The following is a 12,395-nucleotide window of genomic DNA, read 5'->3' on the forward strand; positions in this document are numbered from 1 at the left end:
TAACATGTGTGTTTTATATAAAAAAATAAACAACTTACAAAAATAAAGTTAAATATCTTGAATTCGTAATATATTGTATGGTAATATCTATATTAGAGATAAAAGCAGATTATTTATTTGATTGCATTCTCTAAACAAGAAACAGCGTAAAAAAATATTCTTTTCTAGTGGGGAAAATCCATCATAGAAAAGAAAGAGAAGGTGTCAAGAGATGAGTTTAATAAAGAAAATATTTGGTCACACAAAAACGGAGGAGGAACAAACAATGACAAAATTAAACATTGGGATTATTTTAGGAAGTACACGACAAGGAAGAGTAAGTCCACAAGTAGGAGAATGGGTTAAAGGAATTGCTGATGGTCGAGGAGATGCAAACTATGAAATCGTGGATATTGCAGACTTCGATTTACCATTTGTTTTTACAACGAGCGGCGAAGAGCCAGGAATTAAACAATGGCATGACAAACTTGATAGCTTAGACGGATTTGTATTTATCGTTCAAGAATACAACCATAGTATTTCCGGAGCATTGAAAAATGCAATTGATACAGCAGGTCCACAATGGAACAATAAAGCTGCTGGATTTGTAAGCTATGGATCCACTGGTGGTGCTCGTGCAGTTGAGCATCTAAGAGGAATTTTAGGTGAAGTACAAGTGGCAGATGTTCGTGTTCATCCAACATTATCTTTGTTTACAGACTTTGAAAATGGTACTGATTTCAAACCCGCTGAGTTACATCTTGAAAATGTGAACGGAATGTTAGATCAAGTTAATAATTGGTCTACTGCATTAAAATCAGTTCGTAGTTAATAAATAATGGTGAAAAGCCATCCATCTTGTAAAAAAGCTGGATGGCTTTTTCTGTCTATTAAAAGTTAATAAATCGTTACTGGAAGAAAATATTTTATTGATTGGTGATTTATCGCACAGCTTTTCGTGTTTCCATCGTTTAAAATGAGTATAACGTTTTTGAAGATATGGGTAACCACTTTAATTCAAACGAGTAGGAAGGAGAACATAATGATTAAGAAAAATGATTTGCCTCTTGTCTATTCATGTTCTGGTTGTTCCTCGGCAGCACAAACCGCTAATATGATAGCTATAAAAATGGACCGAGAAAAAATTGCCGAGATGTCTTGCATTGCTGGGGTCGGAGGTGATGTCAAACCACTTGTCAGAACGGCAAAATCGGGGAGGGAGATTATTGCGATAGATGGTTGCGCCTTGTCTTGTAGCAAAAGTTGTTTAGCGAGGCATCAAGTTGAACCGGAGCATCATTTTGTACTGTCTGATTTTGACGTACCAAAAATCATTGGGGAAGATCCAAATACCAACCATTACACGACTGCATATAAGCAGATTTTAGAACAGATTTAAACTAATTTATGTAAAGTCGACTAGGTAACGACTATCCTAAAGGTAGTCGTTTTCTTATTTTCATTCGATCTCCTGAACGTGCTACTAATTTTTAATAAGAAGATCTTGTAAATTTTCTTTGTTACCTATGACATCATTTAAAGTATACGAATCTAGCACTTGCAAGTACGCTTCAAGGGCCTCTTTCAGAACTCCTTTTAAACGACAACCTGAACTTATTCTACACATATTATTTTCTTCATCAAAACATTCAACCATATTAATCGGACTCTCTGTATGACGTACCAATGAACCAATATTTATTTCTGTAGGGTTTTTAACGAGCGTAATTCCCCCATTACGCCCCCGAGTTGTTTTAATAATTCCTAACTTGCCAAGTTCATATACAACTTTACTTAAATGATTAAAAGATATGTTGTATAAATTAGAAATCTCTTTTATGTTTGACCGTTTGTGTTCAGGTTGAATGCCTAAATAAATAAGGACACGTAACGTGTAGTCTGTATAAGTAGTTAATTCCATATCCATTCTCCTTCTCTTAATATTATAACCAACCTAAGAACTATTTAAATTTACTATAACATAAGTTTAGACTGGCGAAATACTATTTCGTTTGATAATTTACTAGTAAATTATCAAAAAGTTCCATAAACATGTATTTTATATATTGCTTTTAGTACTGGAATGCATCTATAATATAACATGTATTTAAAATACATGTTTAACACTGTATTTACATTAAAAAAGGAGTGTTTTTATATGAGACCAGTTACGGAGCAATTAGATGCTAAATCAATTAAAATTGTGAAATCCACAGTCCCAGTATTAGCTGAACATGGTGAAGCGATTACGAAAAACTTTTATAAAAAGATGTTTGAAGATCATCCTGAACTATTAAATGTTTTTAACCAGACAAATCAGAAGCAAGGAAGCCAACCTAAAGCATTAGCAAATACCATTTATGCAGCAGCACAATATATTGATAATTTAGAGGCGATCATCCCTGTAGTGAAACAAATAGCTCATAAACATAGAAGTTTGCAAATTAAGCCTGAGCAATATCCAATTGTAGGAAAGTACTTATTATTAGCAATTAAAGAAGTCCTAGGTGATGCTGCAACGGATGACATTATTTACGCATGGGGAAAAGCCTACGCTGTTATAGCAGCTGTATTTATTCAAGTGGAAAAAGAGATGTATGAAGAAGCATCAGCCCAAAAAGGTGGTTGGGATGGTTTTAGAGAGTTTATCGTCACAAACAAAGTGAGAGAAAGTGATGTGATTACGTCCTTCTATTTGAAATCAAAAGATGGAAAAGAAATAGCGAACTTCATTCCAGGTCAATATATTAGTATTCGTTGCACTGTTAATGGAGAGGAACATACTCAAATTCGCCAGTATAGTTTATCGGATGCACCTGAACGAGGTTATTATCGAATAAGTACAAAGAGGGAAACGGCAAGGGGTGATATTCCAGATGGAATGGTATCGAATTATTTACATGATCACGTAAATGAAGGTGATGTTGTAGAAATAACAGCACCAGCAGGAGATTTTGTATTAGATTTGAATCTATCAAAACCCGTTGTGTTACTTAGCGGTGGTGTGGGACTGACTCCGATGATTAGCATGTTAAATACTTTGGTAGATAAGCAACCTGAACGTAATGTTACGTTTATTCATGCGGCAATTAATAGTCAATTTCATGCGATGCACGATCATGTCAAACATCTGGCTAACAATAATGAGAATGTGAATTATTACGTTTGCTATGAAAAACCAACTGATGAAGACAGGTCTAATCATCAATTTCATAAAGAAGGATATATCGATCTGAATTGGTTAAAATCAATTCTGCAAAATAATGATGCAATTTTTTATTTCTGTGGTCCACTACCATTTATGAGAACTGTTAAACAGGCATTGATAGATTGGAATATTCCCGAGGAAAACTTTCATTTTGAATTTTTTGGACCTGCAGGACAGTTAGACTAATTAAATTGCAATCTAATGAGCAATGAGTGAATTGGCAGCGACTGGAACTAAATGGTAATTGTTTTGTTCCAGTTTTTCAGGGGATATTAAAAATCAAATTCTGTGTCATATTCTTGCATCATATTGTGGAAAGGCGGGTAAAATCAATGAACATGACTCCGTATTTAATTGTTGCGGTGGTAATTTGTATTATTGCATTAATAGCGACAATAATGGTTGGCATCAATCCTAAAGACGATCAATATGAAAAAAAAACGAAAAAACATTTAAAGAACTTATCAATTATTTACGTTGTAACTTTTGTTCCAGCAGTAATTTTTACAGTGGTTTATTTTGTGTACTTTTAATAATAAACTTCCCATTTCTTTCAATACGAACTTCATCATACCTTTTTTAATTATCACTCCATCATTCTTACTTCCCACTAATGGCGATTCTATGTAATAATGAGAATTTAGGATATATATTAATAGCCTTAAATAGATCGGGGAGAAATTTGTGAGGAAGTTTATTATTTTTATCAGTAGTTTACTAATTTTCATCGTTGTTGCTTTAGTTTTCGCAGCAGATTACTTTTACGGTGAAGCCGTAAAAAGGGGTACGGAAGTTGAGTTACATAAGGAAGAGGATGCTATCCCAGTCATGGTAGATGAAGAAAATGTTAAAATTATTGATACTGCTGTTGAATGGAATGCTCAGCAAACGTATGAAACGATAGAGTTAACATCCTATGATGGTCTTTTATTGGAAGGATACTTTCTCGAAAATGAAAACAAGACCGGTAAAGCGGTGATCCTTGCACATGGTTTTCGTAGTGATAGAGAAGGTATGGAAGAATATGTTCAGTTTTATTATGATCAAGGGTTTGATATTTTAATTCCTGATGCTCGCGGTCACGGAGAAAGTGAAGGCGATTATATCGGGTATGGTTGGCACGAACGTCTTGACATCATACAGTGGAGTCAAATGCTAATTGATGAGAAAAGAAGCAATAAACTTTTACTTCATGGCGTTTCGATGGGAGCATCATCCGTATTGATGACGAGTGGTGAAGAACTTCCACCTGAAGTGATGGGCATCATTGCAGATAGTGGGTATACGTCAGCGAAGGGAATTTTGACGTATCAATTGCAACATATTTATAATTTGCCGTCCTTTCCTCTTATCGAGATAACAAGTGGACTTACAAAAGTACGATCAGGTTTTGGTTTTTCTGAAGCATCTGCAGTAGATCAAGTTACAAAAAATACCCTACCATTACTCCTCATTCATGGTGAAGCGGATGAGCTAGTTCCTGCGTCGATGGCCGATGAAATTTATCAAGCAGCCGGTGGGGAAAAAACATTATGGCTAGTTCCAGATGTTGGACATGTAAAAGCCTATACTGTAGCAACGGAGGAATATCAAGAAAGGTTAGAAGGTTTTATAGATGAGACTATCGATTAAAAACTTGGTGGTATTAGTGAAGTGTTAGTAAGGTAGGGGAGACAAGATGTGATCTGACCTGACTAGATTAAAAGCTATTAACTAACCGTGGATAGCTTTTTCGCTAGTTTGACTCTGATAATATACGCAAGCAAAGGCATAGAGAATACCTCTATGCCTTATTTTACTTTTTTGAAGGTCGATAGTGTTATCCACCAGCTCTAAAGCTTTTTAACCGAAATTTTCTTATCACTTCAACTAATACTGGTTGATTTTCCGATTGAAACGTAAGGTAAACTTTAGGGATTTCAGAATGCATAAATGTATATGTTTCTTCTTCCGACAAGTCACACTGCCAATCTTGATTGCCAATTTTCACTTTCTTTCCGTCGCGGCAATCAGAAAAGTATTCTCCGCCTAAGTCGATTAAGTAAGCGATCAGGTCTCCTCGTTTGATTCCACGAATTTCTAATTTCTCAATTTTATTCATAGGTCAACTCAACCTCCTGCCACGGGAGGAAATAATGCTAGTTGATCTTCTGGTTTCACTTCTGACTCCAAGCCATCGAGATGAATGATATTTCGGCCATTAATGAAAACATGTACATGTTGTTTTACGCGTCTTTCGGGAGTGAATAGTTCCTCTTCCATTTCAGGAAATTGGCTAATAACGTCATCTAATATTTCGCCTATAAATCTACCTTCTTCATATGGAACTTGAATTGTTTTCCCGTCACATATTTCTCTGAATGTAGCAAAAACTTTAATCTCCTTCATACGTCATCACCTCATATCTTCATTATGACCGGAAGCGCTTTAAATGACAATCTGAACTATGAATTTATCTGAAACAGATGTATTTTAAATGCAATTCAAATATTAGTAATTCATAATAGGAGTATTGTATAATAATTGTAGAAGTTTTGTTTATTTCCTTCATTGCCGGGGAATAGTTCTTTTATACCAGTTATGCGAAAAAAAGAGGAGTGAGTAAGATGACTCAAAAACAGAGAAAAATTGCTATTATCGGTGCAGGTCCTGGTGGTTTAGCTGCTGCAATGTTGCTTTCTGTTAAAGGATTTCAAGTTCAAGTATTCGAAAAACAGTCATACGTAGGTGGACGAACGTCCTCGTTTACAAAAAATGGATATACATTTGATTTAGGACCCACATTTATGAGTATGCCTCATATTTTAGAAGAAGTATTTGAAGCTTCTGGACGAAAATTATCGGATTATATGACTATGAAAGAATTAGATCCAATGTATTCGTTATCTTTTGATGAGATGACAGTTAGAGCTTCGAGAGACCCCGAAAAAATGATAAAGGAAATAGAAACACATTTTCCAGGAAATGGTGAAAGTTACCATAGATTTATGAATGATACTCGGAAAAAGTTAAATGCGCTAACGCCAATATTGCAAAATAATCATGCATCTTTATTTGACTATCTTCGCTTAAGAAGTTTAAAAGCCTTGCCTCAGTTGGAACTAGGGAAATCTTTATACGACGTCTTGTCAAAGTATTTTGATGATGATAGATTAAAAATTTCTTTTACGTTTCAATCAAAATATCTAGGGATGTCACCATGGGATTGCCCAGGTGCTTTTAGTATCCTATCCTTTATGGAACATGAGTATGGTGTGTACCATCCGATTGGTGGATTGAATCAGGTGACGAAATCGATGGCTAAAGTCGTTAAAGAACATGGTGGAGAAATACATACAGGAGTGGGTGTTAAGAAACTACTTCTTGATGATCATCGTGCAGTTACTGGTCTGGAGTTGGATGACGGGGAGTTAGTGGAAGCAGATGATGTCATTATGAATGCAGATTTTGCCCAAGGGATGAGTCAACTTATCGATGATGATAACAGACGAAAATTTAAGAATGTGAAACTCGCAAAGAAAAAATATTCTTGTTCGACGTTTATGATATACGCGGGTATTAATCAACCAGTTGATTTAGATCATCATACGATATTATTTTCGGATGATTACAAGCGAAATGTTGAGGAAATAAGTAAAACGAAATTGTTATCAGAAGATCCTTCAATCTATGTGCAAAATGCGTCGATAACAGACCCGACTTTAGCTCCAAAGGGAAAATCAGCCTTATATATTTTAGCACCGGTTCCAAATAACTTTAGTGCAATCGATTGGGAAAAGGAAAAAGGTCCTTTTAAAGACTTAATTTTAAGTCAAGTTGAGAAAAAAACGGGAATAAAAGATATAAAAAGCAAGATGGAAGTTGAAGAAGTACTAACTCCGTTAGACTGGGAACAAAACAAGCACGTCTATAAAGGTGCAACATTTAATCTTGCACACAATTTAGGACAAATGATGTATTTCAGACCCCATAATAAGTTAGCGGAAATTGACCGGTTATGGCTCGTCGGAGGAGGAACACACCCAGGGAGTGGATTACCAACCATTTTTGAGTCAGCGCGAATAACAGCTAACCTTCTAACAAAAAAGTATAGTAAAGAGGAAGTGAAGATATGAAGACAGCGATCATCGGCGGCGGGGTTGGTGGCATGATCACGGCGCTATACTTGAATCAAAAAGGTGAAAATGTGACGATATTTGAACGAGAACAACGCCTCGGTGGTCGGTTAGCTTTTGTCGGACAAGATGGCTTTAAAATCGATGAAGGACCTACAATAATTCTTTTACCAGAAATGATTCGAGATATATTACAAGAGGTGAATGTCGACCTAGACAAGATTGATATGGTGCAAATAGATCCGATGTATCCTCTTCATTATCGTGACGGGACTTCGTTTATTAAATGGAGTGATCCGGATAAACAAAAACAAGAAATTGAGACACACTTTCCAGGCGAGAGTGAACATTTTTCTAATTATATGAATGATATGGCTAGCAGGTTCGAAAAAGGCAAGGTGGCCTTTCTAGACGAAACATTTGTGCAAAAACGATCGTTTTGGACTCAAAAAAATATTAAAACATTAGTGAAACTTAAAGCTTATCAAACAGCGAAAAAACAAACGCAAAAATATTTTGGTGAAAAGAAGTTGCAAGAAGCTTTTTCTTTACAAACGTTATATATTGGCGGTGCTCCAGAACAAACACCAGCAATTTATTCGCTCGTCTCATTCAGTGAGCACGAGCATGGTATTTGGTATTTAAAAGGTGGTTATGCTCACCTCGTTGATATCTTAACGGAAGAATTAAAAAATCGAGGTATTGTGATAAACTACGGTGCAAATGTAGACGATATCAATCTTGAAAGTTCAAGAGCAACATCTCTTATCGTAAAAGGCAAGAAGTATTCGTTCGATCGCTTTATTTTAAATGGTGATTTTCCTATTGCTGAGAAACTAATTACTAAAAAACCAAGTCGAAAGTATACTCCTTCTTCTGGATGTTTGCTTATCTATCTTGGACTTGAAGGCAAATTAAATACGAATCACGTTCATCAGTTTTTTATGGGGGAAAGTTTAGATCAACAAATGGAAGAGATTTTGGTTGATAAGAAATTGCCGAAAGATCCATCCTTTTACTTGTTTCATCCTTCCTTAATTGATAATACTTTGGCTCCAGCAGGAAAAAGCGTGGCGTATATGTTGATTCCTGTTCCGACGGCCAAAGAAATCATAAGAAGTGAATATATAGCGTTAGCGGAACAAATGCTAAATGAATTAAAGCAACGTTTAGAACCAGACTTAGATGCAAAAATAATTTGGAAGCAAATTCGAACTCCCTATGAATCGAGACGAGAAGGATTGTTTGAAGGAGGCAGTTTTGGAATCGCACCGACGTTGTTTCAGTCAGGCGTGTTTCGTCCACAGGTCAAGCCATTCAACTATGAAAATGTGTATGCTGTCGGAGCTTCTATTCATCCAGGCGGAGGTATTCCAATTGTGATGCAGGGTGCAAAAAACTTATCTCAGTTTTTAGATGAGGAAGATCAGAGTCACTATAAACAAAGTGAAACGATATAGTGGACTAGAAAAGGGGGAGACAATGTTAGTTAATGACGCTTATATCCAATGTAGGAATGTCATAGAGTATCATTCAAAAACATTTGCTAAAGCATTTCATCATTTACCAAAGAAGAAGCGACAAGCAGTTTGGTCAGTTTATGCTTTTTGCCGACAAGCAGACGATATTGTGGATGAAGGGATGAATCCACAATATGAACTACAAATGTTTAAAAATCAGTTGGATATATTTGCACAAGGTGAACTGCCTGAACCTTCATTTCTTTGGATTGCGTTAGATGACTCATTTAAACAATTTAACTTTGATCTTGCCCCTTTTTATGAAATGATCTCGGGTCAAGAGATGGATTTGAGGAAAAATCGCTATGAAACAGTCAAAGAATTGCTTGATTATTCGTATCACGTAGCTAGTACGGTTGGGTTAATGTTGTTACCGATATTATCGCCAATGAATCAAGCTCAATTAAAAGAGAGTGCTATTTCCTTAGGTTATGCAATGCAACTAACGAATATATTACGAGATATTGGGGAAGATTTTGATCGAAATCGGATTTACTTACCTCATGACTTGATGAGAAAACATGGGTACACGGAAACGATGCTTTCAAGTAGACAGGTAAATGATGCATTTATTCTTCTTTGGGAAGATTTGGCTACGCAAGCAGAAACTTATTATGAAGATGCGCTTGAATGTGTGAACCTATACCCTATAAATGCTAGAATGCCAGTGAAAGCTGCTGCACATTTTTACAAAGGAATATTAAACTCTGTTAGAGTAAATCATTATGATGTCTTTCATAAACGAGCAGTAGTATCAAGCGAAGAGAAGCGAGAAATACTAAGTGCAATTGAAAATTGATGGCATTTAGATCAGGTAGGAAAAAGTCATGGCATCCTTCGAGCAGCGTATCCGTTAAAATGATTCTAATCTCAGTATAAAACGATGAAATTTGTGCATAGACAGTCTATTATTCAGCAATGAACTCTAGTTTTGTTCATAGACTGTCTAGTGCAATCTTTCCGACAACCCCTCCGCAATATAAACCTATCTGTACTCCTTAACTATTCGTTTGGCAACATTTTGACCACTTAAAACGACCATTGGAGATCCGCCTCCAGGATGTGTACTTCCTCCAGCGAAAAATAAATTACTTAAATCTTGTGAGCGGTTGAAAGGTCTAAGAAATGTATCTTTCTTTTTGTTTGATGCGACGCCATAAAGCGCTCCACGGTAAGCATAATAGCGTTCTGCCATTATTTGCGGGTCGACTACCTTTGACTGTATTAATTTCGACCTAATCGGCAGGCATTTTTCTTCTAGTCGTTGATAGATCCGTTGTTCCATTGCGAATCGATCAAACTCATGATTTGTACCCTGTTTTAATGGTGGAGCATTGACTAAAATAAATAGGTTGTCTCCATCAGGTGATAATGAAGCATCCGTTTTTGATGATGTACATAGATAAATCGTTGGATCACTCCCATAAATCCCTTTTTGAAAAATATCATCAAATTCCTCACGAACATCATCACCGAAAAAGACTTGGTGATGATGCAGATCAAACCGCTCAGATGTTGCAGCCATGACAACAAAAGCAGAAATAGATGCTTCAAAACTGGTAGATTTTTTATTTGAGAATGAAGGTCTGTCCTGCTCATCAATTAACCTCGGATATTGCGTAAGTAAATCTCCGTTCAACACAAATACATCACCATGATAACGCTCTTCATTAGCTGTTTCCACGGAGACAAGTTTATGGTTTTTTGTGTGACCTTTGATCACTTCTTCGTTACAGCGAATATTGACACCTAATTTTTCAGCTACTCGTTTGAACCCATCGGCAATCTGCGCGTTGCCACCTTTTGTGAAGTAAACTCCATCCCCCATTTCTAAATGACCGATTAACCCAAATGTCGCAGGAGCTGTGTAAGGAGAAGAGCCAATATAAGTCGCGTAGCGATTAAATGCTCGAATGACCCGCTCATCTTTGAAAAATCGTCGATGAAACTGATCAAGAGTTTCTAAAGGTCTAGCAGATAGCATCGCTTTTGCAAGTGGAATGGATAAATAGTCTTTCCAAGAAGAAAAAGTACGGTGAAAAAAATGTCGATTGGATAATTCAAATAGTTTTTTCACTTCTTTTAAATAATTTGAATAATTCTCAGCTGCATAAACGTCAAAGTGGCTTAATTCTTCGATCATTCTATCTTTATTAGAAGAAAAAAACAGGTGAGATCCATCAGCGAAAACATTTTTCGTATGTTTTTCTAATCGAATGAATTGAAAATAGTCATCTGGGTTTTCGCCGACATGTCTAATGACTGATTGAAAGACTTCGGGCATCGTAATTGTATTCGGTCCGAAATCAAATCGGTGTGTTCCAAGTGTAACTTCATGTAATTTTCCCCCGATAGTATCATTTTTTTCTAATATCGTTGTTTGAAAGCCATCAGATTGAAGGCGGATTGCAGCTGATAACCCTGCTAACCCACCACCGATTATGACTGCTTGCTTTTGTTTTTTCATTGATATATTCTTCCTTTCCACGTAAATCCACGTTTCGTCATACTTAAATACATCGAGTAAACCATTAAAATCATCATTAGCGCGACAGAAAGAGGAGTCCCAATAAATAGCCACCATTTTTGTCGTGTCATCATGTCAATGACGAATTTAACTGTCATCGTCAGTATAAGTGGAACTAGTAAGGAGAATTGTGCAATGATTACTCCATAGATGGCTAGCGGTAACGGAAAGAGAAATAAAATTGTGTAAAAAATGATTAGAATACTTACTAGAAAAGGGTTACGCCCGATTCCTGGGAATAAATTCTTGGAAAAACCTTGCCACACTTCTTTATTTGTCTCATACATGTAGCATGTAACTGTATTCGTATTGTTGATGAGCTTGACGAAAAATCCGTTCTTCTTCATTTCTCTCGTAATATGAATATCCTCGACTAATGACTGTTTTACAGTTTCGTGTCCACCCATTTTCAAGTAAGCTTCACGCTCAAACATCATATATGCCCCGTGAGCTGCTGTTGCAGCAGGCCATTTCGTTAAATTGGCTAAAACAATCGGTAAGTGTAAGTAGACAACAAAATGTTGCATTGGGACAAGTAGATGACCAAGGAAGCTTTTTAAAGGATAACGTGGAAATCCAGTGACTAGCCCTGTTTTATCCGAAAAAGCATGTAAGCTTCGTTGCACAGTGTCAGGATCAACCCTGACATCCGCATCAAGAAATAGAAAAAAGTCGCCGGTCGCTTTTGCGGAAAGTTGATGGCAAGCATGGACTTTCCCAATCCAGTCAGGAGGTAATCGCTCTCCTTCCATAAGGTTAAAACGTGTGTCTCCATCAATCATTTCAACTGAAAGTTGTTTCGTTCTGTCTTCAGAACCATCATCTAATAAGATGAATTCAATATTTTCATATGTTAACTTTTTCAAGGATTCTATTAAAGGCCGCACATTTCTTTCTTCATTTCTCATCGGAATGAGTACAGAAACTTTATCTGGAAACATGATTGGCTTATTTTTAGGTATTTTCAATAATGGAAGAGTTAAGCCATTTAAAATCGTCCACAGCAATAAAATAGTAAGAGTAATAAGGTAAATGGAAAGCATCGG

At 36.3% G+C, this 12,395-nt stretch carries 13 protein-coding genes; 8 read left to right on the forward strand and 5 right to left on the reverse strand.

The features are described 5' to 3' along the window. Window positions 1-265 precede the first annotated feature (265 nt). Window positions 266-811, forward strand: coding sequence for an NADPH-dependent FMN reductase (locus tag ACM26V_RS01020; RefSeq protein ID WP_416149609.1), 546 nt, complete (start codon window positions 266-268; stop codon window positions 809-811). Window positions 812-1,024: 213 nt separating this feature from the next. Continuing rightward, a complete protein-coding gene (locus tag ACM26V_RS01025) occupies window positions 1,025-1,378 on the forward strand; it encodes a putative zinc-binding protein (protein WP_416151759.1) in 354 nt (117 codons plus the stop codon). Window positions 1,379-1,462: 84 nt separating this feature from the next. On the opposite strand, the gene ACM26V_RS01030 is transcribed toward ACM26V_RS01025, so the two are convergent. Further along, entirely contained in the window at window positions 1,463-1,900 is a 438-nt protein-coding gene (locus ACM26V_RS01030) for an RrF2 family transcriptional regulator (protein WP_416149610.1), read from the reverse strand. A gap of 237 nt (window positions 1,901-2,137) precedes the next feature. Here ACM26V_RS01030 and hmpA point away from each other — a divergent pair, with 237 nt between their 5' ends. The 3 genes from hmpA (at window position 2,138) to ACM26V_RS01045 (ending at window position 4,819) form a co-directional block, all read left to right on the forward strand. Continuing rightward, window positions 2,138-3,373 carry an NO-inducible flavohemoprotein gene (gene hmpA / locus ACM26V_RS01035; RefSeq protein WP_416149611.1) on the forward strand — a complete coding sequence of 412 codons (1,236 nt, stop codon included), beginning with the start codon at window positions 2,138-2,140 and terminating at the stop codon, window positions 3,371-3,373. Between the two features lie 146 nt (window positions 3,374-3,519). Beyond that, window positions 3,520-3,720 carry a hypothetical protein gene (locus ACM26V_RS01040; protein ID WP_416149612.1) on the forward strand — a complete coding sequence of 67 codons (201 nt, stop codon included), beginning with the start codon at window positions 3,520-3,522 and terminating at the stop codon, window positions 3,718-3,720. A 151-nt stretch (window positions 3,721-3,871) separates the two neighbouring features. Further along, a complete protein-coding gene (locus ACM26V_RS01045; protein WP_416149613.1) occupies window positions 3,872-4,819 on the forward strand; it encodes an alpha/beta hydrolase in 948 nt (315 codons plus the stop codon). A gap of 187 nt (window positions 4,820-5,006) precedes the next feature. Here the strand turns inward: ACM26V_RS01045 and ACM26V_RS01050 are convergent, their stop codons facing one another. Both ACM26V_RS01050 and ACM26V_RS01055 read right to left on the reverse strand, forming a co-directional pair. Beyond that, window positions 5,007-5,288, reverse strand: coding sequence for a hypothetical protein (locus tag ACM26V_RS01050; RefSeq protein ID WP_416149614.1), 282 nt, complete (start codon window positions 5,286-5,288; stop codon window positions 5,007-5,009). Window positions 5,289-5,296: 8 nt separating this feature from the next. Continuing rightward, complete coding sequence (locus tag ACM26V_RS01055; protein ID WP_416149615.1) at window positions 5,297-5,575, reverse strand: ubiquitin-like small modifier protein 1; 279 nt, start codon at window positions 5,573-5,575, stop codon at window positions 5,297-5,299. Window positions 5,576-5,793: 218 nt separating this feature from the next. Here ACM26V_RS01055 and ACM26V_RS01060 point away from each other — a divergent pair, with 218 nt between their 5' ends. Genes ACM26V_RS01060 through ACM26V_RS01070 form a run of 3 tightly spaced genes read left to right on the forward strand, consistent with a single transcriptional unit; the run spans window position 5,794 to window position 9,621 of the window. After that, window positions 5,794-7,302: a phytoene desaturase family protein gene (locus tag ACM26V_RS01060; protein WP_416149616.1), complete on the forward strand. Its 1,509-nt coding sequence runs from the start codon at window positions 5,794-5,796 to the stop codon at window positions 7,300-7,302. Beyond that, on the forward strand, window positions 7,299-8,762 hold the full coding sequence (locus tag ACM26V_RS01065; protein ID WP_416149617.1) for a phytoene desaturase family protein: 1,464 nt from the start codon (window positions 7,299-7,301) through the stop codon (window positions 8,760-8,762). The genes ACM26V_RS01060 and ACM26V_RS01065 overlap by 4 nt, the downstream gene beginning before the upstream one ends. Before the next feature lie 22 nt (window positions 8,763-8,784). Further along, window positions 8,785-9,621 carry a phytoene/squalene synthase family protein gene (locus tag ACM26V_RS01070; RefSeq protein WP_416149618.1) on the forward strand — a complete coding sequence of 279 codons (837 nt, stop codon included), beginning with the start codon at window positions 8,785-8,787 and terminating at the stop codon, window positions 9,619-9,621. A 186-nt stretch (window positions 9,622-9,807) separates the two neighbouring features. Here ACM26V_RS01070 and ACM26V_RS01075 read toward each other — a convergent pair whose 3' ends face one another. Further along, window positions 9,808-11,289 (reverse strand): phytoene desaturase family protein, encoded by a 1,482-nt coding sequence (locus tag ACM26V_RS01075; RefSeq protein ID WP_416149619.1) that lies wholly within the window; start codon window positions 11,287-11,289, stop codon window positions 9,808-9,810. Then, entirely contained in the window at window positions 11,286-12,392 is a 1,107-nt protein-coding gene (locus tag ACM26V_RS01080; RefSeq protein ID WP_416149620.1) for a glycosyltransferase, read from the reverse strand. The genes ACM26V_RS01075 and ACM26V_RS01080 overlap by 4 nt, the downstream gene beginning before the upstream one ends. Window positions 12,393-12,395: the final 3 nt, after the last annotated feature.

Origin of the sequence: Salipaludibacillus sp. HK11 (assembly GCF_047795645.1) — a bacterium.
Lineage (GTDB): Bacteria > Bacillota > Bacilli > Bacillales > Salisediminibacteriaceae > Salipaludibacillus.

Coding starts and splice junctions, on each gene's coding strand:
- ACM26V_RS01020 (WP_416149609.1), top strand. CDS start 266: ATGACAAAATTAAACATTGGGATTATTTTAGGAAGTACACGACAAGGA.
- ACM26V_RS01070 (WP_416149618.1), top strand. CDS start 8,785: ATGTTAGTTAATGACGCTTATATCCAATGTAGGAATGTCATAGAGTAT.
- ACM26V_RS01065 (WP_416149617.1), top strand. CDS start 7,299: ATGAAGACAGCGATCATCGGCGGCGGGGTTGGTGGCATGATCACGGCG.
- ACM26V_RS01040 (WP_416149612.1), top strand. CDS start 3,520: ATGAACATGACTCCGTATTTAATTGTTGCGGTGGTAATTTGTATTATT.
- hmpA (WP_416149611.1), top strand. CDS start 2,138: ATGAGACCAGTTACGGAGCAATTAGATGCTAAATCAATTAAAATTGTG.
- ACM26V_RS01030 (WP_416149610.1), bottom strand. CDS start 1,900: ATGGAATTAACTACTTATACAGACTACACGTTACGTGTCCTTATTTAT.
- ACM26V_RS01050 (WP_416149614.1), bottom strand. CDS start 5,288: ATGAATAAAATTGAGAAATTAGAAATTCGTGGAATCAAACGAGGAGAC.
- ACM26V_RS01055 (WP_416149615.1), bottom strand. CDS start 5,575: ATGAAGGAGATTAAAGTTTTTGCTACATTCAGAGAAATATGTGACGGG.
- ACM26V_RS01075 (WP_416149619.1), bottom strand. CDS start 11,289: ATGAAAAAACAAAAGCAAGCAGTCATAATCGGTGGTGGGTTAGCAGGG.
- ACM26V_RS01060 (WP_416149616.1), top strand. CDS start 5,794: ATGACTCAAAAACAGAGAAAAATTGCTATTATCGGTGCAGGTCCTGGT.
- ACM26V_RS01080 (WP_416149620.1), bottom strand. CDS start 12,392: ATGCTTTCCATTTACCTTATTACTCTTACTATTTTATTGCTGTGGACG.